This window comes from Microbacterium sp. T3-8 (genome assembly GCF_055398145.1).
Window position 1 is genome coordinate 3,066,449 of sequence record NZ_AP027918.1, and the last position, 26,109, is coordinate 3,092,557.

23 protein-coding genes and 2 rRNA genes are annotated in these 26,109 nt (G+C 69.3%); 11 read left to right on the forward strand and 14 right to left on the reverse strand.

Annotation, left to right across the window (positions count from 1 at the left end; translation table 11 throughout):
* Positions 1-40: 40 nt before the first annotated feature.
* A complete protein-coding gene (locus tag ACZ5Y9_RS14780) occupies positions 41-508 on the reverse strand; it encodes a glutaminase (protein WP_247625237.1) in 468 nt (155 codons plus the stop codon).
* Positions 509-602: 94 nt separating this feature from the next.
* Here ACZ5Y9_RS14780 and purU point away from each other — a divergent pair, with 94 nt between their 5' ends.
* Entirely contained in the window at positions 603-1,454 is an 852-nt protein-coding gene (purU, locus tag ACZ5Y9_RS14785; RefSeq protein ID WP_247625238.1) for a formyltetrahydrofolate deformylase, read from the forward strand.
* 22 nt (positions 1,455-1,476) lie between these two features.
* Here the strand turns inward: purU and ACZ5Y9_RS14790 are convergent, their stop codons facing one another.
* On the reverse strand, positions 1,477-2,529 hold the full coding sequence (locus tag ACZ5Y9_RS14790) for an NAD(P)H-dependent flavin oxidoreductase (protein WP_247625239.1): 1,053 nt from the start codon (positions 2,527-2,529) through the stop codon (positions 1,477-1,479).
* 66 nt (positions 2,530-2,595) lie between these two features.
* Between ACZ5Y9_RS14790 and ACZ5Y9_RS14795 the strand changes: the two genes are divergently transcribed.
* Both ACZ5Y9_RS14795 and ACZ5Y9_RS14800 read left to right on the forward strand, forming a co-directional pair.
* Positions 2,596-2,868: a DUF6412 domain-containing protein gene (locus tag ACZ5Y9_RS14795; RefSeq protein WP_247625240.1), complete on the forward strand. Its 273-nt coding sequence runs from the start codon at positions 2,596-2,598 to the stop codon at positions 2,866-2,868.
* 72 nt (positions 2,869-2,940) lie between these two features.
* Positions 2,941-3,750, forward strand: coding sequence for a YidC/Oxa1 family membrane protein insertase (locus ACZ5Y9_RS14800; protein WP_464471669.1), 810 nt, complete (start codon positions 2,941-2,943; stop codon positions 3,748-3,750).
* Here the strand turns inward: ACZ5Y9_RS14800 and ACZ5Y9_RS14805 are convergent.
* The 3 genes from ACZ5Y9_RS14805 to ACZ5Y9_RS14815 all read right to left on the reverse strand — a co-directional run bounded on the left by ACZ5Y9_RS14805 (position 3,722) and on the right by ACZ5Y9_RS14815 (position 6,121).
* Positions 3,722-4,723 (reverse strand): EamA family transporter, encoded by a 1,002-nt coding sequence (locus ACZ5Y9_RS14805; RefSeq protein ID WP_464471670.1) that lies wholly within the window; start codon positions 4,721-4,723, stop codon positions 3,722-3,724. The genes ACZ5Y9_RS14800 and ACZ5Y9_RS14805 overlap by 29 nt on opposite strands.
* 35 nt (positions 4,724-4,758) lie before the next feature.
* On the reverse strand, positions 4,759-5,643 hold the full coding sequence (locus ACZ5Y9_RS14810) for an SDR family oxidoreductase (protein WP_464471671.1): 885 nt from the start codon (positions 5,641-5,643) through the stop codon (positions 4,759-4,761).
* 136 nt (positions 5,644-5,779) lie between these two features.
* Positions 5,780-6,121: a DUF7882 family protein gene (locus tag ACZ5Y9_RS14815; RefSeq protein WP_247625244.1), complete on the reverse strand. Its 342-nt coding sequence runs from the start codon at positions 6,119-6,121 to the stop codon at positions 5,780-5,782.
* 200 nt (positions 6,122-6,321) lie between these two features.
* Here ACZ5Y9_RS14815 and ACZ5Y9_RS14820 point away from each other — a divergent pair, with 200 nt between their 5' ends.
* Together ACZ5Y9_RS14820 and ACZ5Y9_RS14825 are read left to right on the forward strand one after the other, a co-directional pair.
* Positions 6,322-6,894 carry an FHA domain-containing protein gene (locus ACZ5Y9_RS14820; protein ID WP_464471672.1) on the forward strand — a complete coding sequence of 191 codons (573 nt, stop codon included), beginning with the start codon at positions 6,322-6,324 and terminating at the stop codon, positions 6,892-6,894.
* Positions 6,891-7,403 (forward strand): CinA family protein, encoded by a 513-nt coding sequence (locus ACZ5Y9_RS14825; protein WP_464471673.1) that lies wholly within the window; start codon positions 6,891-6,893, stop codon positions 7,401-7,403. The genes ACZ5Y9_RS14820 and ACZ5Y9_RS14825 overlap by 4 nt, the downstream gene beginning before the upstream one ends.
* A 46-nt stretch (positions 7,404-7,449) precedes the next feature.
* On the opposite strand, the gene ACZ5Y9_RS14830 is transcribed toward ACZ5Y9_RS14825, so the two are convergent.
* Positions 7,450-8,601: an alcohol dehydrogenase catalytic domain-containing protein gene (locus tag ACZ5Y9_RS14830; protein WP_464471674.1), complete on the reverse strand. Its 1,152-nt coding sequence runs from the start codon at positions 8,599-8,601 to the stop codon at positions 7,450-7,452.
* A 208-nt stretch (positions 8,602-8,809) separates the two neighbouring features.
* On the opposite strand from ACZ5Y9_RS14830, the gene ACZ5Y9_RS14835 reads away from it, so the two are divergent.
* A complete protein-coding gene (locus ACZ5Y9_RS14835; protein ID WP_464471675.1) occupies positions 8,810-9,295 on the forward strand; it encodes a YfbM family protein in 486 nt (161 codons plus the stop codon).
* 233 nt (positions 9,296-9,528) lie between these two features.
* Here ACZ5Y9_RS14835 and ACZ5Y9_RS14840 read toward each other — a convergent pair whose 3' ends face one another.
* Together ACZ5Y9_RS14840 and ACZ5Y9_RS14845 are read right to left on the reverse strand one after the other, a co-directional pair.
* Positions 9,529-11,109, reverse strand: a complete 1,581-nt coding sequence (locus ACZ5Y9_RS14840) for an HNH endonuclease signature motif containing protein (protein WP_464471676.1) — start codon at positions 11,107-11,109, stop codon at positions 9,529-9,531.
* Positions 11,110-11,374: 265 nt separating this feature from the next.
* Positions 11,375-12,247 (reverse strand): EamA family transporter, encoded by an 873-nt coding sequence (locus tag ACZ5Y9_RS14845; RefSeq protein ID WP_464471677.1) that lies wholly within the window; start codon positions 12,245-12,247, stop codon positions 11,375-11,377.
* 233 nt (positions 12,248-12,480) lie between these two features.
* Between ACZ5Y9_RS14845 and ACZ5Y9_RS14850 the strand changes: the two genes are divergently transcribed.
* The 3 genes from ACZ5Y9_RS14850 (at position 12,481) to ACZ5Y9_RS14860 (ending at position 15,909) form a co-directional block, all read left to right on the forward strand.
* Positions 12,481-13,764 carry a M18 family aminopeptidase gene (locus ACZ5Y9_RS14850; protein WP_440747537.1) on the forward strand — a complete coding sequence of 428 codons (1,284 nt, stop codon included), beginning with the start codon at positions 12,481-12,483 and terminating at the stop codon, positions 13,762-13,764.
* A gap of 103 nt (positions 13,765-13,867) precedes the next feature.
* Complete coding sequence (locus ACZ5Y9_RS14855) at positions 13,868-15,307, forward strand: purine-cytosine permease family protein (protein WP_464471678.1); 1,440 nt, start codon at positions 13,868-13,870, stop codon at positions 15,305-15,307.
* A 38-nt stretch (positions 15,308-15,345) separates the two neighbouring features.
* Positions 15,346-15,909 (forward strand): cysteine hydrolase family protein, encoded by a 564-nt coding sequence (locus tag ACZ5Y9_RS14860; RefSeq protein ID WP_464472747.1) that lies wholly within the window; start codon positions 15,346-15,348, stop codon positions 15,907-15,909.
* Between the two features lie 76 nt (positions 15,910-15,985).
* Here the strand turns inward: ACZ5Y9_RS14860 and ACZ5Y9_RS14865 are convergent, their stop codons facing one another.
* Positions 15,986-16,696 carry an MBL fold metallo-hydrolase gene (locus ACZ5Y9_RS14865; protein WP_247625258.1) on the reverse strand — a complete coding sequence of 237 codons (711 nt, stop codon included), beginning with the start codon at positions 16,694-16,696 and terminating at the stop codon, positions 15,986-15,988.
* Between the two features lie 99 nt (positions 16,697-16,795).
* On the opposite strand from ACZ5Y9_RS14865, the gene ACZ5Y9_RS14870 reads away from it, so the two are divergent.
* Positions 16,796-17,347: a TetR/AcrR family transcriptional regulator gene (locus ACZ5Y9_RS14870; protein ID WP_247625259.1), complete on the forward strand. Its 552-nt coding sequence runs from the start codon at positions 16,796-16,798 to the stop codon at positions 17,345-17,347.
* Positions 17,348-17,404: 57 nt separating this feature from the next.
* On the opposite strand, the gene hutI is transcribed toward ACZ5Y9_RS14870, so the two are convergent.
* Genes hutI through hutH form a run of 3 tightly spaced genes read right to left on the reverse strand, consistent with a single transcriptional unit; the run spans position 17,405 to position 21,838 of the window.
* Positions 17,405-18,598, reverse strand: coding sequence for an imidazolonepropionase (gene hutI, locus ACZ5Y9_RS14875; RefSeq protein WP_247625260.1), 1,194 nt, complete (start codon positions 18,596-18,598; stop codon positions 17,405-17,407).
* Positions 18,599-18,630: 32 nt separating this feature from the next.
* Positions 18,631-20,304 carry a urocanate hydratase gene (gene hutU / locus ACZ5Y9_RS14880; protein ID WP_247634030.1) on the reverse strand — a complete coding sequence of 558 codons (1,674 nt, stop codon included), beginning with the start codon at positions 20,302-20,304 and terminating at the stop codon, positions 18,631-18,633.
* Positions 20,297-21,838 (reverse strand): histidine ammonia-lyase, encoded by a 1,542-nt coding sequence (hutH, locus tag ACZ5Y9_RS14885; protein ID WP_464471679.1) that lies wholly within the window; start codon positions 21,836-21,838, stop codon positions 20,297-20,299. Before hutH ends, hutU begins: the two co-directional genes overlap by 8 nt.
* A gap of 58 nt (positions 21,839-21,896) precedes the next feature.
* On the opposite strand from hutH, the gene ACZ5Y9_RS14890 reads away from it, so the two are divergent.
* On the forward strand, positions 21,897-22,679 hold the full coding sequence (locus ACZ5Y9_RS14890; protein ID WP_464471680.1) for an IclR family transcriptional regulator: 783 nt from the start codon (positions 21,897-21,899) through the stop codon (positions 22,677-22,679).
* Positions 22,680-22,778: 99 nt separating this feature from the next.
* Here ACZ5Y9_RS14890 and rrf read toward each other — a convergent pair.
* Both rrf and ACZ5Y9_RS14900 read right to left on the reverse strand, forming a co-directional pair.
* A 5S ribosomal RNA gene (gene rrf, locus ACZ5Y9_RS14895) occupies positions 22,779-22,895 on the reverse strand.
* 108 nt (positions 22,896-23,003) lie between these two features.
* Positions 23,004-26,107, reverse strand: a 23S ribosomal RNA gene (locus tag ACZ5Y9_RS14900).
* Between the last annotated feature and the right edge of the window lie 2 nt (positions 26,108-26,109).

Consider the following 26,109-nt stretch of genomic DNA (forward strand, 5'->3'; position numbering starts at 1 on the left):
GCGTCCGTGGCGTCCGCCCGCGACCACTGGGCGCGCGCGACTAGCTCGCCCCGCGCAGCAGTTCGACGCGCTCCCGCAGGTATGCCTCGAGCGGCATGAAGCCCCCGGCGGCGCTCCATCGCACCGAGGGGATGCCGTCGACCAGCGCGAGCGGCCCGGAGGCTCCCCCGGCATCCACCGCGTCGACGTCGATCACGCTCCACCCGACGTGCACGACCTCGCCCTCGTCGAAGCCGCCCTTGAGGGCTTCGGCACGGCGCTCGGCGCGTTCGCGCGCCGACTCGGCCGTGTAGCCGCGGCGACCGGGGTCGGCAGCGCGGAGCACCTCGGCGGTCGCGAGCGCGTGCGTGTCGGTGAGCAGCAGCACGCCCAGGTGCCAGGCCTCGCCGACGCGCACGATCCGCTTGCCCCGCCAACGGGAGTCGCGCTCCTCGCCGAGCCCCTCCTTCGGGGCGCCCGCGAGGTCGGCGACCGCGCGGGTCAGCAGGTCGGAAGCGGTCGGATGCATCCCTCCAGGCTAGCGAGCGGTGGCTCGTGACGGGCGCGATTCGCCGGGAGGGCCGCTCGCACGGCAGAATCGATGCACACCCCGAGGAGACGCCATGTCACAGCCCGATACCGCTCGCCTTCTGATCGCGTGCGACGACCAGCCCGGCATCGTCGCGGCCGTCGCCAACGTGCTGGCCGAGCACGGAGCGAACATCATCTCGCTCGATCAGCACTCGACGGACTCCGAGGGCGGGCGCTTCTTCCAGCGCACCGTCATCCACCTGCCGGGCCTCGCCGCTGCCCGCCCCGCGCTCGAGGCGAGCATCGCGCAGGTCGCCGAGCGCTTCTCGATGGAGTGGTCGCTGCACGACGTCTCCCGCCGCAAGCGCGTCGCGATCTTCGTGTCGAAGTACGACCACTGCCTCATGGAGCTGCTGTGGCGCACGCAGCGTGGTCAGCTCGACATCGACATCACGATGGTCATCTCGAACCACCCCGACCTCGCCGAGTCGGTGCGATCGTTCGGTGTGCCGTTCGTGCACATCCCCTCGGGCGACAAGGGAGCCATGGAGTCCCGTCAGCTCGAACTGCTGCAGGGCAACGTCGATCTGGTGGTGCTCGCACGCTACATGCAGATCCTCACCGACGACTTCATCGAGCGCATCGGCGCCCCGGTCATCAACATCCACCACTCGTTCCTGCCGGCCTTCATCGGCGCGAACCCTTACGCACGGGCGAAGGATCGCGGCGTGAAGCTCATCGGTGCGACGGCGCACTACGCCACGGCCGACCTCGACGAGGGGCCGATCATCGAGCAGGACGTCACGCGCGTGACGCACGGCGAGTCCGCCGCCGACCTGCAGAGCCGCGGCGCCGAGGTCGAGCGTCTCGTGCTCGCCCGCGCGGTGCAGTGGCACGCCGAGGACCGCGTGATCGTGCACGGCCGCTCAACCGTCATCCTCTAGACAGACAGCTCGCCGGCAGGCGTCACCCCCGCGGAACGCCCGCGCGGAGTTCGGCGAACACCTCGCCCGCCGTCTCGAGGTGCACGAGCGGTGCGGCCTGCCCCATCCACAGCGACTGCAGCTCGCCGAACCCCTGCTCCCCCGCAGCCGCGCGGAACTTCCCGGTCAGCCAGTTCTGCATCGGGAACGGCGCGATGGTGCCGCTCGCCTCGATCGCGCGCACGGCTCGATTGCGGGCGCCGCGCGCGAGTCGTCCGCTCATCGCGCGGGTGAGCACGGTCTCGTCGGCGGCCGTCGCGTGGATCGCCGCCCGGTGCGCGGCGGTGACCGCCGACTCGTCGGTCGCGAGGAACGCGGTGCCCACCTGCACCCCGCTCGCCCCCAGCGCGAAGGCCGCGGCCACTCCGCGACGATCGGCGATGCCGCCGGCGGCGATGACGGGCACCGAGACCGCGTCGACGACCTGCGGCACGAGCGCGAACGTGCCGACGAGGGATTCCTCGGCGGGCCGCAGGAACGACACCCGGTGGCCCGCCGCCTCCATGCCGGTCGCGACGATCGCGTCGACACCGCCCGCCTCCAGCGCTACGGCCTCGGCGACCGTCGTGGCGGTTCCGACGACGCGGATGCCGCGGCGGTGCGCTTCGTCGACCACCTCGGCGCCGGGCACACCGAAGACCACGCTGAGCACGGCGGGGGCGACCTCCCAGATCGCGTCGAGCTGCTCGTCGAGCGGGGCGAGGTACCGGTCCGGTCGAGCCGGCGTCTCGATGCCGACCGCGTCGTAGAACGGCTGCAGCGCCTGGGCGAAGATCATGTGCTGGGCGTTCGGCTCGACCTCGTCGCCCGTGGGCAGCCAGACGTTGAGTGCGAAGGGTCGGCTGGTGGCCGCGCGGAGCTCGGCTCCGACGGCGCGGATGCGGTCGCCGTCGTAGCCGTAGAGACCGAACGACCCGAGCCCGCCCGCCTCGCTGACCGCCGCGGCGAGCGCGACCGACGACAGCCCGCCGAACGGCCCCTGCACGATGGGATGCTCGACACCGACAAGCTCACGAAGGCCACGCAGATCACTCATGCTCCGAGCCTATTCCCGCCCTCGCCCCCAGGGCCCTCCCCCAGTTCCCGGTGCTACCCTCGCAGCATGGGCGAGTGGATCGAGCGGATGCTGAGCGTGCTGCTCGCGACCCTCGGTCTCGTCGCGATGCCGGATGCCGCAGCCCTCGGTGTGGCCATCGCCGTCATCGCCGTGACCGCCCTCGTGCTGGCCGTCGCGCTGAGCATCCGCACGACCGTCGACGCCCGCGCCCCGCATCCGTGGCGCGCGATCGATGCGTCCGCGCTGCTCGCGCAGAGCGATCCCGATGCGGCCGGTCACCCGCGTCCGCGAGCGCCGGGAGTCGCGATCCCCGCGTAGTCCTCCGCCCGGGAACGGGAGGGACCACGCGGCTTTCGCCGACCCCTCCCGACCTCATGAACGGACACTCCGATGGATCTCTTCGCTTTCCCGCCCCTCGCCGCCCTCCTCGACGCCGCCTACGGCGCCCTCGCCGGGCTTTCCACCCTGCTCGAACCCCTCGCCGGGGCATCCGCTGCCGCCCTGGCGGTCGTGCTCGTCACACTGCTCGTGCGCTCCCTGCTCATCCCTGTCGGCTTCTCGACCGCCAAGGCCGAGCAGACGCGCGCTCGCCTCGCCCCGAAGCTGCGCGACCTGCAGCGCCGCCACAAGAAGAATCCCGAGCGGCTCCAGAACGAGATGCTCGCGCTCTACCGTGACGAGAAGACCTCGCCGTTCGCGGGCATGCTCCCGGTGCTCGCGCAGGCCCCGGTCGTCGGCATCCTGTACACGCTGTTCATCCGCCCGGAGATCGCCGGGCACCCGAACGATCTGCTCACCCACGACCTGTTCGGGGCTCCGCTGGGGACGAGCCTCGTCTCCGCGGTGTTCGGGGGCACGGCGACGCCTGCGACGTTCCTCGTGTTCGGGGCGCTGCTGCTGGTGATCATCGCGACCGCGGAGGTCACGCGCCGCGTGTTCCGCCCCGCTCCCGTCGACGACGACTCGTCGATGGGCGCGGCGATGAACTCCCCCGCGATGCAGCGCGTGTTCGGGTCGCTCCACTACCTGACGGCCGTGTTCGCGGTGTTCGTGCCGCTCGCCGCGGCGCTGTACCTGACGGTCACGGTCGTGTGGACGCTCGTCCAGCGGATGCTGCTGCGTCGCCGTTACCCGCTCGCGACCACCGGCACGGCGGACGCGGCAGCGCCGGTCAGTCGGGCAGGGGTATCGGCGCGGTGAACACCCCGGTCTCGGGATCGTTCCGGCGATCGGAGCCGGGAACCGCGCCCGGATCGGTCGCGGGATCGGTCGTGGGATCGGATGCGGGCTCGGCGTCGTCCGCCCGCCGACGCGCGCGCCGGATGCCGAGGGTGGTCCCGATGCTCGCGGCGACGACGAGGGCGATCGCGAGGAGGCGCAGAGGCGACGCGTCCTGACCGAGGATGAGCCACCCCGCCAGCGTCGCGAAGGCGGGCTCCAGGCTCAACAGCACCCCGAACACCCGTTGCGGCAGACGGCGCAGCGCCGCGAGTTCGAAGCTGTAGGGGATCACCGACGACAGCACGGCGGTGATCCCCGCCAGCAGCAGGAGCTGCGGGTCGGCGGCGACGACGGTCGCGGTGGGGATGCCGACCGGGAGCAGCAGCACCGCGGCGACGACGAGCCCCATCGCGAGCCCGCCGCTGCCCGGGATCACCGCCCCGACCTTCGCGCTGGTGCGGATGTACATGGCCCAGAATCCGGCGGCGATGAGGATGAACACCACGCCGAGCGGATCGAGCGATTCGGCGCCGATGACGCCGTCGACGAAGAGCAGACCCGTGCCGATCACCGCGACGCCGACCCAGACGGCATCCGGAAGCCTGCGGGTGAGCACGGCCGCCAGCACGAGGGGACCGAGGAACTCGATCGCGACGGCGGGTCCCAGGGGGATGCGGTCGATCGCGGCATAGAAGAAGCCGTTCATCGCGGCCAGCGAGAGCCCGAACAGCAGCGCCGCGGCCCACTGCTGTCGCGTCCAGCGCCGGGGACGCGGGCGCACGATGACGAGCAGGAGGAGGGCGGCGATCGCCACGCGCAACGATGTCACACCCCAGGGGCCGAGCACCGGGAAGAGCTGTGCCGCGACGGCCGCCCCGAAGGGCAGCGACAGGCAGGAACCGATGACGAGGGCGACGCCCGTCAGGGTCCGGGACGACGCGGATTTCTGCACTCCTCCAGCGTAGCTCCGCGCCGCCCCGCGCGATCTCAGAGGTGCTTGCCCCCGGTGACCGGCAGCACGATGCCCGAGGTGTACGACGACTCCACGGACGCGAGGTATACGTACGCCCCCGCGAGCTCCGCCGGCTGCCCGGCGCGACCGAGGGGGGTGTCCTGGCCGAAGGTCGCGAGGCGCTCCTCGTCCCATCCGGTGGCGGGGATCAGCGGCGTCCAGATCGGCCCCGGCGCGACGGCGTTCACCCGGATGCCGCGGGGACCCGCCTCTTCGGCGAGCGCCTGCACGAACGCGACCTGCGCGGCCTTCGTCATCGCGTAGTCGATGAGTCCGGGCGAGGGATTGTACGCCTGGACCGAGGCGGTGACGATGATGCTCGCTCCGGGCTTGAGCTCGGGGAAGGCGGCGCGGGCGGTCAGCAGCATCCCCTCCAGGTTCGTCTCGAACACGCGGCGCATGCGATCGGGGTCGATCGACTCGAACCCATCGATGTCGTGCTGATACCCGGCGTTGAGCACGAGCACGTCGAGACCGCCCAGCGCCTCGCGGGTGTGCGACACGATCGCGGCGGCGAACTCGTCGTTGCGGAGGTCTCCGGCGAGGCTCACGCCGGTGCGCCCCGCGTCGCGGATCAGCCGCACAGTGTCGTCGGCATCCGCCTGCTCCTCCGGCAGATGCGCGATCGCGACATCGGCGCCCTCGCGGGCGAATGCGATCGCCGCCGCGCGGCCGATGCCCGAATCGCCGCCGGTGATCAGGGCCCGCCGTCCGTCGAGCCGGCCGTGGCCGACGTAGCTCGCCTCCCCGTGATCGGGGGTCGGCAGGGTCAGCCCGGTGAGGCCCGGCTGGTCCTGCTGCTGCGCCGGGAAGCCCTCTTCGCGGTGCGTGTGTCGGGGGTCGGTCGTGGAGTCGGTCATCTCGTCACCTGGGTTCCGTATCGTCGGTCTCGGTGCGCAGAAGTCTGGTTGCGCGAGATACCGACGATGCCGTCACGGCCCACCCGATTCCAGGGGGTTGACAGGCGGATGCTCCGACGAGGGGCCGCGCTCAGCTCTAGGGCGCCGCCGGGATCTCGGTCGTCGTCGGCGCCTCACCGTTCTCGGCGGGCTCGGGCACGAGGTACAGACCGCTAGGAGCGTTGGCCGTGAAGGCGAGCGCTTCGATCCACGCGCGGTTGATCGACGGCTGGCGGCTGCCGAAGTACTTGAATACCAGCGAGCTCGCCGGCTGGATCCACACGGTCGTGCGGCCGCCGCCGACGCTCGCGTCTTCGCGCCAGCTGAACGGGAACGGCTCGCCCCGGCGCAGCTTCGCGGTGATGACGAGTTGCAGGTGCGTGAGCGCCCGGTCCTCGATCTCGGTCTTGACTCCGCCTTCGTAGACGAACTTCCCCATCAGGTGCTCCTCGGTGCGATGCTTCGGTTCTCCGACCCGGCCGTCGGGATCACCCCATGAGAATAAGCGTATGCCCTCATCGTTCCCGCGCGGAACCCGGGTCCACGTGACACCCCGGCCGGGCGAAGTCAAGCCCCTGCGACGGCGACGGCCGAGACCCTAGAGTCGAGTCCCATTACCTGCCGAGGAGGCGATGACGGATGACCGATTCAGGCACCGAGGGCTACACCCCCACCACGACCCACGCCGAGTGGGGCGCGGGCGAACCGAAGCTGCGCATCTCGCGAGACGACGAGCGCACCGAGTTCCTCCTCGACGTCGACGTCGTGCGCATCGGCTCGGCGGCGGGCAACGAACTCCGTCTCGCCGACACGGATCCCGTGCACGCCACGATCACCCACGACCAGCGCGACGAGTACGTGCTCGAGCTGCACGGCGAGGGCGAGCGCAACGCGAGCGACAACGCCGACGGCACCCATTCCGCCCCGAGCACGGAGACCCTGCGCACGGGTGCGCGGTTCACCGCCGGACCGTGGACGTTCGTGTACCACCGCGAGGAGTTCGCCGACCACGGCCGCCCGTTCGGCGGACGCAAGGGCGGCGAGTACGACGACCAGCCGCTGCAGCCGCCGCGACCCGACTACGCGCACGACGAAGCAGCCGAGGGCCCCGACGACGAGGCCGCGCCCGACGGTCCCGCACCGGAGACGCCGGGTCCGGACGACTCCGCGAAGAGCTCGTCGGAGGGCACCTCGGAGGACGACGCGAGGTGACGGACGGTGCCGACTCGTCCGACGATCTCCGGCATCTGAGTCGCACGGCGCTCGAGCGTCGATTGCGCATCTGCGTGGCGGAGTCTCTGACATCGGGGCGACTGGCGAGCGCGGTCGGCGGGGGTGATGACGCCGGGCGCTGGTTCGGCGGCGGAGTGGTCGTGTACCAGTCCGACGAGAAGGAGCGTGTGCTCGGGGTGACCCCCGGCCTGGATCCCTGCTCGGCCGAGGTCGCCGAGCAGATGGCAGAGGGCGCACGAAAGCTCTTCGATGCCGACCTCTGTGTCGCGACCACGGGCGTCGGCGGTCCGGGACCGGACGACAACGGGCATCCCGCCGGAACGGTGTTCCTCGGGTGGGCAACGGCCGATGGTGTCGGTCACCGCGCCCTGATGCTGTCCGGCGATCCCGCGGAGGTCATGGAGTCGGCGGTCGTTCAGGCGGTACGCCTCCTGACTGTGCGGATCGAGGGAGTGCATGCGGCGGGTCCTCGCCGCGCGAGTTCCTGAGGCGGCATGCCCACTCGGGGCGCTTCGCTCCGACTCGCCGCGTCGATCAGCGCCCCGGTAGCAACCCGACGCGTAGCGGCGCTCCCGGGGCGGATGCCTCGGCGAGCGCTTCGTCGATCGCGGCGAGCGGCCGCACGGCTCCGACCGCATCCGCGAAGGGGTAGGCTCGCCCGCGCCCGGCGAGGAACGCCACCGCCTCGGCCACGTCGATGCCCGTGTAGTTATGCACACCGGCGACCGTGACGAGGCGACGCACGATGCTCTCGGCGTCGAGCGGCACCCGGTCGGCGGGGAACACGCTGCCGACGAGCACGACGATCCCGCCGACGGCGACCCCGTCGAGCGCTTCGGCGACCGCGTGACCGGATGCCTCGATCACGACGTCGGGTTCGGGGCTGCCTGCGGAATCGGACGGCATCGCGCCGCCCTCCGTCTCGCCCCGCTCGCTCAGGGACCGGCTTCCGCGTGGTGCCAGCCATTCCTGCGCCCGGGCGCGACGCGCGTCGTTCGGGTCGAGCACCTCGACGTGCGCTCCCTGCTCGGCGGCGATCGCGGCAGCGGACAGCCCGACGAGGCCGGCGCCGTGGATGCGCACCCGTGCGCCGTCCAGATCGCGATGCCGGGCCGCACGGGCGACGGCCGCCCAGGCGGTCGCGGTCGCGCACGACGCGGGAGCGAGCACGGATGCCGGGAGCGTCTCGGGCACCCGCACGATCGTCGTTCCCTCGCGCAGCTGCATGTGGCTGCCGAAGGCTCCGGTCAGCTCCCCGTGCGCACCGATGCGGTCGTGCCCGTACTTCGCGAGCGTGCGGCACTTCTGAGGTATGCCGCACAGGCACCGGTCGCAGCTCGCGCACGACACCGTGATCGACCAGACCACCCGGTCGCCGATGCGCAGCGGTGCTCCGTCGGTCGCGGTCGCCCCGGCGTCGCCGAGCGCGATGACCCGGCCGACGCTCTCGTGCCCGAGCACCAGCGGCACCGGGGCGGGTCGATGCCCCTGCACGGTGTGCACGTCGGATCCGCAGATGGTCGACAGCTCGACCGCGACCAGCACGTCGCCGTCCGAGAGCGCGACACCCGGCACGGCGATCGTCTCGTGGGGCTGTCCTTCGCCGACGAACACCATCGCGGTGGCCGCCGGTCGCAGCGCCACGTCGCGTCGATGCCCGGGTGGGCGGGTCAGCATCGTTCCCATGTCGCTCCCCCGTGTCAGCTGCGCGATCTCGTTGCCCGAGTCTTCTCCGACTCTTCCAGGACGAGAACGGCGCATTCGGGTGCACCCGCGAGTGTTCAGCGGCTGTTCACCTCCGATCCGGTTCGGATTCGCCGGGTGTCTCGGTGCCGCTCGAGTGCGCTCTAGGCTGGGAGCGGTACCGCGACGAACGGGGAGGGTTCGGATGGGCATGAGGGCTGCATACACGCTGATCGATGAGGGCACGCTCGATCGGCTGGTGTCACTGTCGCCCGAAGTTCTGCTGTCGACGCTCGAGGAACTCGAAGAGGCCGGTGCGCCCACCGTCTACGTCGACAAGATGTGGGACGGTCTGCACTTCCTGCTCACGGGGGTGTCGGCATCCGCTCCGCGTGAGGACGACCCGCTGAGCGAGGCCGTCGTGGGCGTGCACGCGTTCGGCGGTGACGACTTCGTCGGCTGCACCGAGAACGACGAGCTCGAGCCGATCATCGACGCCCTCGACGCGGTCGACCTCGACGAGGCGCTCGCGAGGGTCGATTTCGCCGCGTTCGCCTCGGCGCGCGTCTACCCGAACATCTGGACCGACGACCCCGCGCAGCTGCGGGCCGAGCTGACGGATGCCTTCACCGAGCTGCGGCGCGTGCACCAGCAGGCCGCCGACGCCGAGAGCCATCTGGTGATCAGCATCTACTGATGCATACCGCCGGGCCCGGCTGGCCACGGCGCTCGTGGCGGTGCTCGTGGCGGTGCGCGTCGCCGATATCGTCGCGGCGCGAGGTGCATGTCGCGGAACATGCCGCGGCGCGCGGTGCATGTCGCGGAACGTGCCGCTCATGGCACCACTCAGGAACCGGTCACGGACGGGCGGGGAACGCCGCCGATAGCGGTGCCCGATCTCGGTGCCCGATCGCGGTCGCCACGCTGCGTTCATGCGCGCATCGGTGGTCGTGCTCGCCGTTTCGCGGCAGCGGCAGCGGCAGCGGTGGCGGTGAGTGGTGCGGGTCGGGGTGTTCGCCAGCGTTGGTGGCGGTCCCACCAGGCGGGTCCGCGGACGTGGGGTGTGCCGTTGTGCATGCGGATGGTCCAGCCGGAGGTGTCGAGGGTGCGGTGGTGGTGCCAGCAGAGGGCGACGCCGTTGTCGGTGTGGGTGGGGCCGCCGCGGGAGTGTTCGGTGACGTGGTGGATCTCGCACCAGGCGGCGGGGACGTGGCAGCCGGGGATGAGGCACTCGCGGTCACGGAGCGTGATCGCGCGACGTTGGTGGGCGGTGAACACCCGGTCGGTGGTGTCGATCCCGATGATGCGCCCGGTGGGGTCGGAGGTGACGCGTTGGATGCTGCCACCGCACGCGGTGTGTCGGGCCGTCGCGAGGGAGACAGGGGTGTCGGTGCCGTCGACGTGCGCCCATCCCCGCCCGGACGCATAGTCCTCCGCGGTCACGGAGACGACGAGGGTCGGGGCGGCACCGCCGAGGGAGGGCATGTCACTGTGGCGGGCGGCGATCCCGAGGACGGCGGCGAGGGCATCGTGCTGCTTCTGCGCCCGGGACCGCCCATCGACCATCCCACCGCGATCACCCGACGGGAGCACATCACCATCGAGGAAGTCGTTCATTCCATTCAGCGCAGTGCCGTCGGTGGAGGGGACGAACCGCACCCCACCGGCCATGCCCGCATCCGGGAGCGGGGTCGCGGGGGCGGGTGGTCGGTCGACCTTCGGGTTCAGGTACGCGTCCCAGATGCGTTGCAATTGCCCCGCCGTCTCCGGCAGCAGTGACCCGCGGATCGGTATCACCCCGTCCTTCACTCGTCCGAGGACGATCCCGCGGGCGCGCATCGCGCGTTCTTCGGCAGGTTCCGCACCGTCCGGGTCGAGGTAGGTCACGATCACCCGCGACAACAGCTTCAAGTCTTCCGGGGTGGCCGGCGGGCCCGAATCGAACTCGCGCTCGGCATCGGCATCACGGTCTCCGTCCATAGCCCCGTCGCCCTCGACGGCGACGAGTCCCCGGGCGTACTCCGCCAACTCGACGTCCGCCCGCAACCGGTCCGCTGACCCGATCCGCGGCCCCGCCTGCTCCACAGGCCCGGTCGCGGCCAGTAGCCCCGCGACCCCGACGGCCCCGTCCAGCAGCGCTTCCCGCAGGGCCGGCCATCGGGCGGGCAGCATCGCCCCGGAGGAGAAGTCCAGCTCCCGACGGACGACCTTTCCGGCTTTCACCACCCGTGCCGCCCCGGCCGCGTCCGTACGCAGCACCCGCTGGACGAGTTCGTTCATCGTCCGGCATCCGAACCGACCGCAGAACGCCAACTCGCCCGCTCCCGCCGGGCGCTGATCGACCGATCCGACCGTCTCCACGATCACCGCATCCACCCGCCTCGCGACCTCACCCGCGGCGCGGAGCACCTGCATCTTCCCCGCATCCGACAGCCCCGCCAGCGCGTCTGCGCGCAGCACCGCGGCCAGGTCGGCGGCGACCCGGTTTAGGAGTTCGGCGGTGCTGTTCATGCGTCCCAGCCCACCAGTAGCCACCGACATTCCGACACAAAAACCCCAGGCCAAAGGAGATATCGACGCGATCGGTGGAGAACTCCGAACAACACGGCAGCGGTGCAGAACGAGTGCATGCGGGGCAGGGCCCTTCGACAGGCTCAGGGACCCAGTTCCGGGCCGCCGGGCCCTTCGTCTCGCTGCGCTCGCTCGGGAACCGGGTGCGAGAGGGTGGGGCCCTTCGACAGAACCCAGGGACCCCACTGAGGGGACAAGCACCACCTCACACCGCGAGCAGCACGATCCCCGCGACCACCACCGCCGACGCGCCCACTCGCCACCACGGGCGCGACTCGCGCAGCACCAGCACCCCGAACAAACTCACGATCACCACGCTCACCTCGCGCAGCGGCGCGACGAGTGCGACCGGCGCGATCTGGATCGCCGTCAGCACGAGGATGTACGACAGCGGCGACAGCACCCCGAACGCCACGATGCGCCGCCACTGGGTTCGTCCGAGCATCCGCACCGCCGCCCACTGTCCGCGCACGCCGACGGCCAGGGAGTAGAACGGCACCTGCAGCAGCGTCGTTCCGACCATGAACGCCACCGGCGAGAGACCCCAGGTGCGCACGGCGTGGGCGTCCCAGATCGTGTAGATCGCGATCGTGACACCGGTGAGAACCCCGAACACCAGACCCGGGTCGATCCGACGACCCGCATCGCCACGTCCCCCGCGGTCGACGAGACCGATCGCGACCACGCCCGCGATCACCGCGGCCACTCCGACCAGCGCCAGCACCGATGGGCGCTCTCCGAGCAGCAGAACCGCGATGATCACCGAGAGGAACGGCCCCGTGCCCCGGGCCGTGGCGTAGACGGTCGAGAGGTTTCCCTCCTGGTAGCCGCGCTGCAGCACGAACATGTAGCCGACGTGCAGTACCGCCGAGACCCCGACGCCCAGCAGGAACGAGCCGAGATCGGATGCCCCGATCCCGCCCGTGAACGGGATCGCTCCGGCCCAGACCACCGTGCTGCCGACCGCTCCCCACCACAGGAACGGCATGCCGGCGCGGCTGATGCCGTGGGCGATGATGTTCCACGCGGCGTGCGAGAGTGCGGCGCCGATGACGAGCGCGAAGGCGAGAGCGGACATACGGGAACCCTTCCGGCCGCCGCGGGCGCGACGAACAGGGCTCCTCCGGGCTTTTGTCCTGTCAGATGACGGCTCGCCCGCGGAGGCGAGCCGTGGCGCCGCTCGGACCAGTCGGGCGAACCCCGGAACCCTAGGCGCTATCGAGGTGCACCCTACTCCCCCGAGGTGAACGATCGAGCACGACACCATCCGCGGGTACGCTCGAAGGACGCCCGTCTGCAGGAAGGCCCTCCATGCCCGTCACTCCGGTCGCCCTCGCCCACGCCGAGGACCTCGCCGACTTCGTCGCCGCCTCCCCCTCGAGCTATCACGCCGCGACCGAGATCGCCCGCCGCCTTGAGGACTCGGGCTTCACACGCCTGAACGAGGAGGATGCCTGGCCCGCACAGCCCGGCGGTCGCTTCGTCGTGGTGCGCGACGGCGCGACGATCGCCTGGGTGGTGCCGACGGATGCTTCGCCCACCACACCCGTGCACGTCTTCGGCGCGCATACGGATTCCCCCGGTTTCAAGCTCAAGCCGCAGCCGACGACCGGTACCCGCGGCTGGCTGCAGGCCGCCGTCGAGGTGTACGGCGGACCTCTCCTGAACTCCTGGCTCGACCGTGAGCTGCGGCTCGCCGGGCGCCTGGCGTTGACCGGCGGCCGCGTCGTGCTCGCCGACACCGGCGCGCTGCTGCGCCTGCCGCAGTTGGCCATCCACCTAGACCGCACCGCGAACAGCGGGCTCGCTCTCGACAAGCAGGTCGAGACGCAGCCGGTCTGGGGCCTCGGCGACCCGAGCGAGGCCGACGTGCTCGGCGAGCTCGCGGCATCCGCCGGTGTCGACGCCGCCGATATCCGCGGCTACGACGTCGTGATCGCCGACACCGCTCGCGGCGCCGTGTTCGGCAAGGACGACGCCTTCTTCGCCTCGGGGCGCCTCGACGACCTCGCCTCGGTGCACGCGGGCGTCGTCGCCCTCGCCGCGCACGAGGCCGAGGCGGGCGCCCCGATCGCGGTGCTCGCGGCCTTCGATCACGAGGAGCTCGGGTCGAACTCGCGCTCCGGCGCCGCCGGCCCCTTCCTCGAAGACATCCTGGGGCGCATCTCCGACGGGCTGGGGGCGGATGCCTCGGAGCGCCGACGCGCCTTCGCGTCGTCATGGTGCCTGTCGAGCGACGTCGGCCACTCGGTGCACCCGAACTACGTCGGCAAGCACGACCCCGTCGTGCAGCCGGTGCTCGGATCGGGTCCGATCCTCAAGCTCAACGCCAACCAGCGCTACGCGACGGATGCTCTCGGCGCCGCCGCCTGGCACGCCTGGTGCGAGCGGGCCGGCGTGCCGACGCAGGAGTTCGTGTCGAACAACGGGGTGCCGTGCGGCTCGACGATCGGACCGATCACGGCGACCCGCCTCGGCATCCGCACGGTCGACGTCGGCATCCCGATCCTGTCGATGCACTCCGCGCGCGAGCTCGCCGGCGTCTCCGACCTCCACGACCTCGCCCGCACCGCCGAGGCGTTCTTCCGGTCCTGACCGGGTCCTGACCCGGGTCTCGACCCCGTCCTGACCCCTGCCCTGATCCGGCGTCGTTCGTCGTATTCGCCCCGATGTCGGCGCACGGTGCCAGGATGAGGGCATGACGCAGAACCCGCCCGGCCTCATCGAGCGCGCCGGCATCGAGATCATCCCCGAATCCGAGCGCACCGCGAAGCCGCGCGACCTGTTCTGGCCGTGGTTCGCGGCGAACGTGTCGGTCTTCGGCATGTCGTACGGATCGTTCGTGCTCGGCTTCGGCATCTCGTTCTGGCAGGCGACGATCGTCTCGGTCGTGGGCATCGTGGTGTCGTTCCTGCTGTGCGGGCTCATCGCGATCGCCGGCAAGCGCGGATCGGCGCCGACCATGGTGCTCTCGCGCGCGGCGTTCGGGGTGCACGGGCAGAAGGTACCCGGCATCGTGTCGTGGCTGACGTCGATCGGCTGGGAGACGTTCCTCGCCATCATGGCCGTGCTCGCGACCGCTACCGTCATCACACAGCTCGGCGGCGACGGCGACAGCATCGCCGTCAAGATCACGGCGACCGTCATCGTCGCGGCGCTCATCGTGGGCGCCTCGGTGCTCGGCTACCACGCCATCATGAAGATGCAGTCGGTGCTCACCTGGCTCACCGGCGCCGTGACGATCCTCTACGTGATCCTCGCCGCGCCCAGCATCGATCTCGAGGCGGTGCTCGCGCGTCCGGACGGCGGCATCGGACAGGTGATCGGCGCCCTCGTCATGGTGATGACCGGTTTCGGACTCGGCTGGATCAACATCGCCGCCGACTGGTCGCGCTACCAGAAGCGCACGGCATCCGACGGGGCGATCGTCGCGTGGAACACGATCGGCGGATCGGTCGCTCCCGTGATCCTGGTGGTGTTCGGTCTGCTGCTCGCGGGGTCCAACGACGATCTCTTCGCCGCCGTGCAGGCCGACCCGATCGGCGCCCTCGCGACCATCCTCCCGCTGTGGGTGCTCGTGCCGTTCCTGCTCACCGCCGTGCTCGCCCTCGTCTCGGGCGCGGTGCTCGGCATCTACTCCTCGGGCCTCACACTGCTCAGCCTCGGCATCCGCATCCCCCGCCCCTCCGCCGCCGCGATCGACGGCGTCATCCTGACGATCGGCACCATCTTCGTCGTGTTCTTCGCGACCGACTTCCTCGGCCCGTTCCAGAGCTTCCTCATCACGCTGGGTGTTCCGCTGGCGTCGTGGGCGGGCATCCTCATCGCCGACATCCTGCGCCGCCGCAAGGACTACGACGAGAAAGCGCTGTTCGACGCGAAGGGTCGCTATGGCTCCTGGGACTGGATCTCGATCGGCACGATGGCCGTCACGAGCGTGATCGGGTGGGGGCTCGTCCTCAACGGCTTCGCCGAAGATGCCCCGTGGAACAACTGGCAGGGCTACCTGCTCTTCCTCGTCGGGGGCACCGAGGGCGACTTCGCGTACGCGAACCTCGGCGTCTTCTTCGCGCTCGTGCTCTCGTTCCTCGTGACGTACATCGCGCGTGCGGGCAAGATCCGGCGGCAGGAGGCGTGAGCGCCTCGGCGGGCGCGACGCCGCCGGCGGAAACCGGAATGGCGGCACCCGAGACCGAGCAGTCGTGGTTGATCGTGGTCGATCCGCAGGCGATCTTCGCGGCACCGGATTCCGCCTGGGGTTCGCCGTTCTTCGCCGAGGCGATGCCCCGTATCCGGGCTCTCGCGGAATCCTTCGGCGAGCGCGTGCTCGTGACGCGATGGATGCCGACGGCCGATCGCGCGACCTCGTGGGGTGACTACTTCGCCGCCTGGCCGTTCGCCGATCAGCCGCCGACCGACCCGTTGTTCGCTCTCGTGCCCGAAGCCTCCGCCCTGTCGCCGCTGCCGACGCTCGACCTGCCGACGTTCGGCAAGTGGGGCGCCGACATCGAGCGGATCGTCGGACGCGGAGCGCACATCGTGCTGGCCGGCGTCTCCACGGACTGCTGCGTGATCTCGACGGCGCTGGCCGCCGCGGATGCCGGGGCCCACGTCACCGTCGCGGCCGATGCCTGCGCGGGGTCGACCGCCGAGAACCACGCCGCCGCCGTTCAGGTGATGGGCCTCTACCCGCCGCAGATCACCATCAGCGACACGGCGACGGTGCTCGCGGGGCGCTGAACCCGGAACGCCGACACCGGAACGCCGACACTTGAACGCCGATGGCGGAGCTTTGAGCCCGAGATCAGGAGCTCCGTCAGGCGGATGCCCGCACGGCTGCCGCGATGTCGGCCGGTGATCCGCGCCAGGGGGCTCCGTGCCCGGGAAGCACCCACGAAGCCGAGACCCCGGCGAGCCGATCGAGGGAGGCGAGCGCCTCGGCCGGCTCATCCGTGAACGGGGCGGGCTGCGCACCGACCTGCCCGGTGAGCACGTGCCGGGTGGTGAGCGCGTCGCCGACGAAGACGGCCTCGACGAGAGGAACGTGCACGGCGATGCTGCCGGGCGAGTGACCCGGCATCCCGATCACGACGGGCGAGCCGGGCAGGTCGAGCACGTCTCCGTCGCCGACCTCGCGCACCTCCGCGACGTGGTGCGTGCGGAAGGCGTTCTTGCGCAGCCCGTAGCCGACGAAGCCGAGCATCGGCCCGACCCGCGCCGGCCCCATCGCGGTCTTCGGCTTCTCGCCCGTGCGCACGCGGTGCGCATCGGCGGCATGGATGAACACGGGCACCCCGCCCTCGCGCCGCAGTCGTTCGGCGAAGCCGATGTGGTCGCTGTCGCCGTGGGTGAGCACGACGCCGCGGATGTCGCTGAGCGGGCGCCCGATCTCGGCGAGAGTGCGCTGCAGATCGCGCCAGTGTCCGGGGAGTCCGGCATCGACGAGCGTGATGCCCTCGGGCGTCTCGATCAGGTAGGAGGCGACGATGTCGTTGCCGAGGCGGTGGAGGTGCGGGGCGAGCAGCATGGCGGGGTCCTTTCTGGACGGGTGCGATCGACGGACGATTGCGAAGGCTACGATACGTAGCTATCATGGCTACTGTCAATAGCCATGAAGGAGGCGCCCGTGCCGGCACCCGAACGCACCTCGACCGAGGCCATCGTCGCCGCCGGTCGCGCGATCCTCGAGGAATCGGGGCCGGCGAGCCTCACGATGCAGGCCGTCGCCACCCGCGTCGGCGTGCGCGCCCCCTCGCTCTACAAGCGCGTGCGCGATCGCGATGCCCTCCTCACCGCGGTGGCCGAGGCCGCGATCGACGAGCTCGGCTCGCGTCTCGCCGACTCCGGCGCCGCCACCGACACCGACAACTCAGGTACCGACCTCACGAAGCTCGCCGAGGTCTACCGCGCCTTCGCGCACGAGCACCCCGAGAGCTTCCGGCTGATGTTCACGGCATCCGCTCCCGTCGACGCGCTGCACCGCGCGTCGGAGCCCGTGCTGCGCGCTGCCGCCGCGCTCGTCGGCGAGGCGGATGCCCTCGACGCCGCGCGCCTGTTCACCGCCTGGGCGACGGGATTCCTGCAGATGGAGCTGTCGGGGGCGTTCCGGCTCGGCGGCGACGTCGGCCAGGCCTTCGACTACGGGCTGCGCAGGCTCCTCGCAGGGCTGGCCGCCTGACCGCCTGAAAGCCTGACGCCCGGAAAGCCCGCAGGCCCGACCGCCCGCAGCGACGGCTCAGACCGCGACGCCGTCCTTCCACACGCGCGCCACGAGCGGCACGCCGGGGCGATATGCGAGGTGGATGCGGGTCGGCGCGTCGAGCAGCACGAGGTCGGCGCGCGCCCCCGGAGCGATGATCCCGATGTCGTCGCGGCGCAACGCCCGGGCGCCGCCCGCCGTCGCCGCCCACACGGCCTCCGCCGGGGTCATGCCCATGTCGCGCACCGCCACCGCGATGCAGAACGGCATCGACGACGTGAAGCTCGATCCGGGGTTGGTGTCGCACGCGAGCGCGACCGTGACGCCGGCATCGATGAGGCGGCGCGCATCGGGATACGGCTGGCGGGTCGAGAACTCGACGCCCGGCAGCAGCGTGAGCACGGTGTCGGATGCCGCGAGCAGCGCGACGTCCTCGTCGGTCAGGTAGGTGCCGTGGTCGACGGATGCCGCGCCCAGCTCGACCGCGAGCGCGACGCCCTCCCCCGGTCCGAGCTGGCTGGCGTGCACCCGCGGCGCCAAGCCCCGGGCGATCCCGGCCTCGAGCACGCGGCGCGACTGCGCGACGGTGAAGGCCCCGGTCTCGCAGAACACGTCGATCCACCGCGCGTGCGGGGCGCAGGCGTCGAGCATGGGGCCGATCACGAGGTCGACGTACTCGTCGCCGCGGTCGGCGTACTCGGCCGGCACGACGTGCGCGCCGAGGAAGGTCACCTCGGGCGTGACCTCGGCGGCGAGACGCACGAGACGCTCCTCGTCGGCGACGCTCAGCCCGTACCCGCTCTTGATCTCGACGGTCGTCGTGCCCTGCGCGAGCATCTCGTCGAGGAACCCGCGCACTCGCGCACGCAGCTCGTCGTCGGTCGCCGCGCGGGTGGCCGCCACGGTCGAACGGATGCCGCCGGCCGCGTACTTGCGTCCCGCCATCCGCTCCTCGAACTCGACGGCCCGGTCGCCCCCGAACACCAGGTGGCTGTGGCTGTCGACGAACCCGGGGATCACCGCCCGCCCCGCGGCATCCACGATCTCATCGGCGGGCGGGGCATCCGCCGCTGCCCCCACCCACGCGATCCGGTCGCCGTCGATGAGGACGGCCGCCTCGTGCAGCGTGCCCACCGAATCGCCGCTGTCCGGGGTCCCTGAGCCCGCCGACGGGCCCGCCCCCGGAGCGTTCGTCGTCAACTCGCCGATGTTCGTGAGGAGCGTCGTCATGGCGTCAGCCTTTCAGATTCGAGAAGCGCAGCTCAGAGCATCGGGATGTTCAGGCCGCGCTCGCGCGCCACCTCACGGGCGTGTTCGTAGCCCGCGTCCACGTGCCGCATCACACCGGTGCCGGGGTCGTTGGTGAGCACGCGCTCGAGCTTCTGCGCGGCGAGATCGGTGCCGTCGGCGACCGTCACCTGACCGGCGTGGAGCGAACGACCGATACCGACGCCTCCGCCGTGGTGGAGCGACACCCACGAGGCACCCGAGGAGGTGTTCAGCAGCGCGTTGAGCAGGGGCCAGTCGGCGATCGCATCGGAGCCGTCCTTCATCGCCTCGGTCTCGCGGTAGGGAGAGGCCACGGAGCCCGAGTCGAGGTGGTCGCGCCCGATCACGATGGGCGCCGAGAGCTCGCCCGAGGCGACCATCTCGTTGAACCGCAGCCCGGCGAGGTGGCGCTCCTTGTATCCGAGCCAGCAGATGCGGGCGGGCAGCCCTTCGAAGTGCACCTTCTCGCCGGCCTTCTCGAGCCAGCGGTGCAGCGCGGTGTCGTCGGGGAACAGCTCGGCGATCGCCCGATCGGTCTTCGCGATGTCCTCGGGGTCGCCCGAGAGCGCCGCCCAGCGGAAGGGTCCGCGCCCCTCCTCGAACTGCGGGCGGATGTAGGCCGGCACGAATCCCGGGAACGCGAACGCGCGGTCGAAGCCGCCGAGTTCCGCCTCCCGACGGATCGAGTTGCCGTAGTCGAAGACCGCGGCACCGGCGTCCTGGAACGCGACCATCGCGGCGACGTGCGCCGCCATCGATTCCCGCGAGCGCCGCGTGAACTCCTCGGCATCGCGCTCGGCCTCCGCCTTCCACTCGGCCACGTCGACGCCGATGGGCAGGTAGGCGAGCGGGTCGTGCGCGCTGGTCTGATCCGTCACGATGTCGATCGGCACACCACGGCGGTGCAGCTCGGGGAACACCTCGGCGGCGTTGCCCACGACACCCACCGAGAGCGCCTCCCCGGCATCCTTCGCCGCGAGGACGCGGGCCACGGCGGCGTCGAGATCGGTCGTGTACTCGTCGAGGTACCCGTGCTCGACGCGGCGGGCGAGGCGCGACTCGTCGACGTCGACGATCAGCACCACGCCGTCGTTCATCGTCACCGCGAGCGGCTGCGCGCCGCCCATGCCGCCGGCACCGCCGGTGAGGGTGAGGGTGCCGCGCAGCGAGTCGCGGCCGAGCGAGCGGGCCACGGCCGCGAACGTCTCGTAGGTCCCCTGCAGGATGCCCTGCGTGCCGATGTAGATCCACGAGCCGGCCGTCATCTGGCCGTACATGAGCAGACCCAGTTCCTCGAGCCGGCGGAACTCGGGCCACGTCGCCCAGTCGCCCACGAGGTTGGAGTTGGCGATGAGCACGCGCGGCGCCCACTCGTGCGTGCGGAAGACCCCCACCGGCTTGCCCGACTGCACGAGCAGCGTCTCGTCGGGCTCGAGCTCGTCGAGGGTGCGCACGATCGCGTCGTACGCCTCCCAGCTGCGGGCGGCGCGGCCCGTGCCGCCGTAGACGACCAGGCTCTCGGGGTGCTCCGCCACCTCGGGGTCGAGGTTGTTCATCAGCATCCGCTTGGCGGCTTCGGCGCCCCAGCTCTTGGCGGTGCGCTGATTGCCGCGTGCCGCCCGCACGGTGCGCGTCGTGTCGGTGAGGGTGGGCTTCTGGTCAGTCATTCGCGTGCTCCTGTGCAATGCGGGCGACGGCGCCGGACTGCACGAGCGCGGTCACGGCCTCCATGTCGGGAGAGAGGAATCGGTCGGGGCCGGGGCCGGCGGCGACCGTGCGCACGAGGTCGCGCACGGCACCGGTGGCCGGTCCCGCCTGCAGGGGGGCGCGCAGGTCGAGGGCACGGGCACCGGTGAGGATCTCGATCGCGAGCACCCGTCCGAGGCCGTCGATGGCGCGGCGCAGCTTGCGCGCGGCCGCCCAGCCCATCGAGACGTGGTCCTCCTGCATCGCCGACGAGGGGATCGAATCGACGGATGCCGGAACCGCGAGCCGCTTCAGCTCCGACACGATGCCGGCCGCGGCGTACTGCGCGATCATGAGGCCCGAGTCGACGCCGACCTCATCGGCGAGGAACGGCGGAAGACCGTGGTTGCGCGCCGGATCCAGCGCCCGGTCGGTGCGCCGCTCCGACACCGAGGCGACGTCGGCGACCGAGATCGCGAGGAAGTCGAGCACGGCGGCGACCGGCGCCCCGTGGAAGTTGCCGTTCGACTCGATCCGCCCGTCGACCGTGATGACCGGGTTGTCGATGACGCTGGCGAGCTCACGGCCGGCGATCGTCGCCGCGTAGCCCGCGGTGTCGCGCGCGGCGCCGTGGACCTGCGGCGAGCAGCGCAGCGAGTAGGCGTCCTGCACCCGGCCGTCCTCCGGGCCCTTGTGGCTGTGCACGATGGGCGAGTCACCGAGGAACGCGCGCAGGTGCGACGCCGAGACGCCCTGTCCCGTCTGCGGACGCAGCGCCATGAGATCGGCGGCGAAGACGGCATCCGTGCCCAACTGCGACTCGATCGACATGGCCGCGGCGATGTCGGCGGTGAGGAGCAGACCCTCGAGGTCGTGGAGCGCGAGCACCAGCATCCCGAGCATCCCGTCGGTGCCGTTGATGAGGGCGAGTCCCTCCTTCTCGACGAGGGTCACCGGCTCAATGCCGGCGGCCGCCAGCGCCTCGGATGCCGGGACCAGCGCACCGTCGGGGGTGCGCACGTCGCCCTCGCCCATCGCCGCCAGTGCGATGTGGGCGAGCGGGGCGAGATCGCCCGAGCAGCCGAGCGATCCGTACTCGCGCACGACCGGCACGATCCCCGCGTTGAGCAGCGCGGCGTAGGTCTCGACGACGACGGGGCGCACGCCGGTGCGGCCCGAGGCGAGCGTCTGCAGTCGCAACAGCTGGAGGCCGCGCACGACCTCGGCTTCGACCTCGGCACCCGTTCCCGCCGCGTGCGAGCGGATGAGGCTGGCCTGCAGCTGCAGGCGACGGTCGGGAGCGATGAACGTGGTAGCGAGTGCGCCGAACCCGGTCGAGACACCGTAGTGCGGGTGCGGGTCGGCAGCCAGCCCGTCGATCACGGCGCGGGTCTCGGCGACGCGAGCGAGCGCGTCGGGGGAGATCACGACGGGGGCGCCATGGCGGGCGACGGCGACGACATCGGCGGGAGCCAGCGGGGCGGCGCCGACGAGCACGGGGGCGAGTTCACTCATGTCTCGATTCCACACCCGAGGGGTCGCCCGCGACAGCGGATCATGACATCCTGTGTCTGTGATCCCAGACAGTTCGGATGCCGTGGCCGACGCTCCCCTGCAGGTGCCGGCGGCCGAGCACACGCTGCGGATCCTCCGGTATCTGGCTGGGCGGCCCGCGCCGGTCGCCGCATCGGCGATCGCACGCGAACTCGCGCTCCCGCGGTCGACCGTCTACCACCTGCTCCGCACCCTGGCGCTGCACGGCTTCGTGGTGCACCTGCGCGAGGACCGTCGCTGGGGCCTCGGCACCTCCGCGTTCGAGCTCGCCGGCGGCTACGCCCGACAGCAGCCGCTCGCCCGGCTGGGGCGTCCGCTCGTGGCAGCCCTCTCGGACCGCCTGGGCGAGAGCGCGCACCTCGCCGTGATGAGCGGGGGCGACGTGCTCTACATCGTCGAAGAGCGCGCGCCGCGGCGGCCGGCACTCGTCACGGACGTCGGCGTGCGGCTGCCCGCGCATCTCACCGCGAGCGGGCGGGCCATGCTGGCCGCGCTCCCCCGCGAGCAGGTGCGCGCGCTGTATCCGAGCGCCTCGGCTTTCCCCGACCGCACCGGCGTCGGACCGCGGAACCCCCGCGAGCTCCGCGAGGTGCTCCGCGAAGTGCGCACGCGCGGATATGCGACCGAAGACAGCGAGGTCGCCGACGGCCTGCGCTCCGTCGGCGCCGTGGTGCGCGATCACAACGGGTGGCCGGTGGCCGCGGTCGCCGTCACCTGGGCAGGAAACGACGTCACGGAGACGCAATTGTCGGATGCGGTACGCAGCACCGCCTCGGTGCTCGAGGCGCGTCTTGCGCACTGATCACGTGAGCATGGTGCACGTGCGCGCGTGATCGCGTGTACGTGCCCGTAAAACGAAAAAGAGCCACCCAGCGTTGGGTGGCTCTTTTTCTTAAAAGAAGTCCGGCGGTGTCCTACTCTCCCACAGGGTCCCCCCTGCAGTACCATCGGCGCTGTGAGGCTTAGCTTCCGGGTTCGGAATGTAACCGGGCGTTTCCCTCACGCTATGGCCGCCGAAACACTATTGATGTTTCAATCAAACACATAACAAAGTCATTGTTGTTATGCGGTTCTCGACCGTACATCGAGAACCACTCAGTGGACGCGTAGCACCAACAAACGGTGTGTTATCAAGTCATCGGCTTATTAGTACCAGTCAGCTGCATGCATTACTGCACTTCCACATCTGGCCTATCAACCCAGTAGTCTGGCTGGGAGCCTCTCACCCGAAGGTATGGAAATCTCATCTTGAGGCCGGCTTCCCGCTTAGATGCTTTCAGCGGTTATCCATCCCGAACGTAGCTAATCAGCGGTGCTCCTGGCGGAACAACTGACACACCAGAGGTTCGTCCAACCCGGTCCTCTCGTACTAGGGTCAGATCCTCTCAAATTTCCTACGCGCGCAGCGGATAGGGACCGAACTGTCTCACGACGTTCTAAACCCAGCTCGCGTACCGCTTTAATGGGCGAACAGCCCAACCCTTGGGACCTACTCCAGCCCCAGGATGCGACGAGCCGACATCGAGGTGCCAAACCATGCCGTCGATATGGACTCTTGGGCAAGATCAGCCTGTTATCCCCGAGGTACCTTTTATCCGTTGAGCGACAGCGCTTCCACAAGCCACTGCCGGATCACTAGTCCCGACTTTCGTCCCTGCTCGACCTGTCAGTCTCACAGTCAAGCTCCCTTGTGCACTTACACTCGACACCTGATTACCAACCAGGTTGAGGGAACCTTTGGGCGCCTCCGTTACTTTTTGGGAGGCAACCGCCCCAGTTAAACTACCCACCAGGCACTGTCCCTGAACCGGATTACGGTTCGAAGTTAGATATCCAGAGTGACCAGAGTGGTATTTCAACAATGACTCCACATGAACTGGCGTCCATGCTTCAAAGTCTCCCACCTATCCTACACAAGCCACACCGAACACCAATACCAAGCTGTAGTAAAGGTCACGGGGTCTTTCCGTCCTGCTGCGCGTAACGAGCATCTTTACTCGTAATGCAATTTCGCCGAGTTCGCGGTTGAGACAGTTGGGAAGTCGTTACGCCATTCGTGCAGGTCGGAACTTACCCGACAAGGAATTTCGCTACCTTAGGATGGTTATAGTTACCACCGCCGTTTACTGGGGCTTAAATTCTCAGCTTCGCCTTGCGGCTAACCGGTCCTCTTAACCTTCCAGCACCGGGCAGGCGTCAGTCCGTATACATCGTCTTGCGACTTGGCACGGACCTGTGTTTTTAGTAAACAGTCGCTACCCACTAGTCTCTGCGGCCTCCAAACGCTTTCGGAGCAAGTCCTAATACGTCGAAGGCCCCCCTTCTCCCGAAGTTACGGGGGCATTTTGCCGAGTTCCTTAACCACGATTCTCTCGATCTCCTTGGTATTCTCTACCTGACCACCTGAGTCGGTTTGGGGTACGGGCGGCTAGAACCTCGCGTCGATGCTTTTCTTGGCAGCATAGGATCATCCACTTTTTATCCGCATCGTGTCTCAGCCTATGTGAACGGCGGATTTGCCTACCGTTCGGCCTACGCACTTGCACCAGGACAACCATCGCCTGGCTTGGACTACCTTCCTGCGTCACACCTGTTAATACGCTAACCGCACCAGAATGGGGTCGTGCGCTAGGCCCAACGCTTCACCCCGAAGGGATCCGTCAGTGGGATTCAGACACTTAGCACTACTGGATTAGCTTGGGCGGTTCTTCGCCGGTACGGGAATATCAACCCGTTGTCCATCGACTACGCCTGTCGGCCTCGCCTTAGGTCCCGACTTACCCAGGGAAGATTAGCTTGACCCTGGAACCCTTGGTCTTTCGGAGGACGTGTTTCTCACACGTCTTTCGCTACTCATGCCTGCATTCTCACTCGTGTAGCCTCCACGGCTGGTTTACACCGCCGCTTCGCTGGCCACACGACGCTCTCCTACCCATCAACACGGCTGGACCACGAAGGCCTACCAATAATGTCAATGCCACAACTTCGGTGGCGTGCTTGAGCCCCGTTACATTGTCGGCGCGGAATCACTTGACCAGTGAGCTATTACGCACTCTTTCAAGGGTGGCTGCTTCTAAGCCAACCTCCTGGTTGTCAAGGCAACTCCACATCCTTTCCCACTTAGCACGCGCTTTGGGACCTTAGTTGGTGGTCTGGGTTGTTTCCCTCTCGACTATGAAGCTTATCCCCCACAGTCTCACTGCTGCGCTCTCACTTACCGGCATTCGGAGTTTGGCTGACGTCAGTAACCTTGTAGGGCCCATCGGCCATCCAGTAGCTCTACCTCCGGCAAGAAACACGCAACGCTGCACCTAAATGCATTTCGGAGAGAACCAGCTATCACGAAGTTTGATTGGCCTTTCACCCCTATCCACAGCTCATCCCCTCAGTTTTCAACCTAAGTGGGTTCGGTCCTCCACGACGTCTTACCGTCGCTTCAACCTGGCCATGGATAGATCACTTCGCTTCGGGTCTAGGACATGCGACTGAATCGCCCTATTCAGACTCGCTTTCGCTACGGCTACCCCACACGGGTTAACCTCGCCACATATCGCTAACTCGCAGGCTCATTCTTCAAAAGGCACGCTGTCACAGCTACTAAGGCTGCTCCAACGGTTTGTAAGCAAACGGTTTCAGGTACTATTTCACTCCCCTCCCGGGGTACTTTTCACCTTTCCCTCACGGTACTTGTCCGCTATCGGTCATCTGGGAGTATTTAGGCTTATCAGGTGGTCCTGACAGATTCACACGGGATTTCACGGGCCCCGTGCTACTTGGGATACTCTTCGCGCCAAGAGAGGCATTTCGACTACGGGGTTGGCACCCTCTATGACCGGCCTTTCAAGACCGTTCGTCTATACCTTCTTGTAACGCCGCCACCTCGGCAGAGATGACTGAAAAGTCCCACAACCCCCAACGTGCAACGCCTGCCGGCTATCACACACGCTAGGTTTAGCCTGATCCGGTTTCGCTCGCCACTACTAACGGAATCGCGGTTGCTTTCTCTTCCTGTGGGTACTGAGATGTTTCACTTCCCCACGTTCCCTCTACCCGCCCTATATATTCAGGCGGGAGTCACTAGGTCGGCACGCCGCCCAGCGGGGTTTCCCCATTCGGACACCCTCGGATCAAAACTTGCTTATCAGTTCCCCGAGGCTTATCGCAGATTGCTACGTCCTTCTTCGGCTCCAGATGCCAAGGCATCCACCGTTTGCTCTTAAAGACTTGAAATC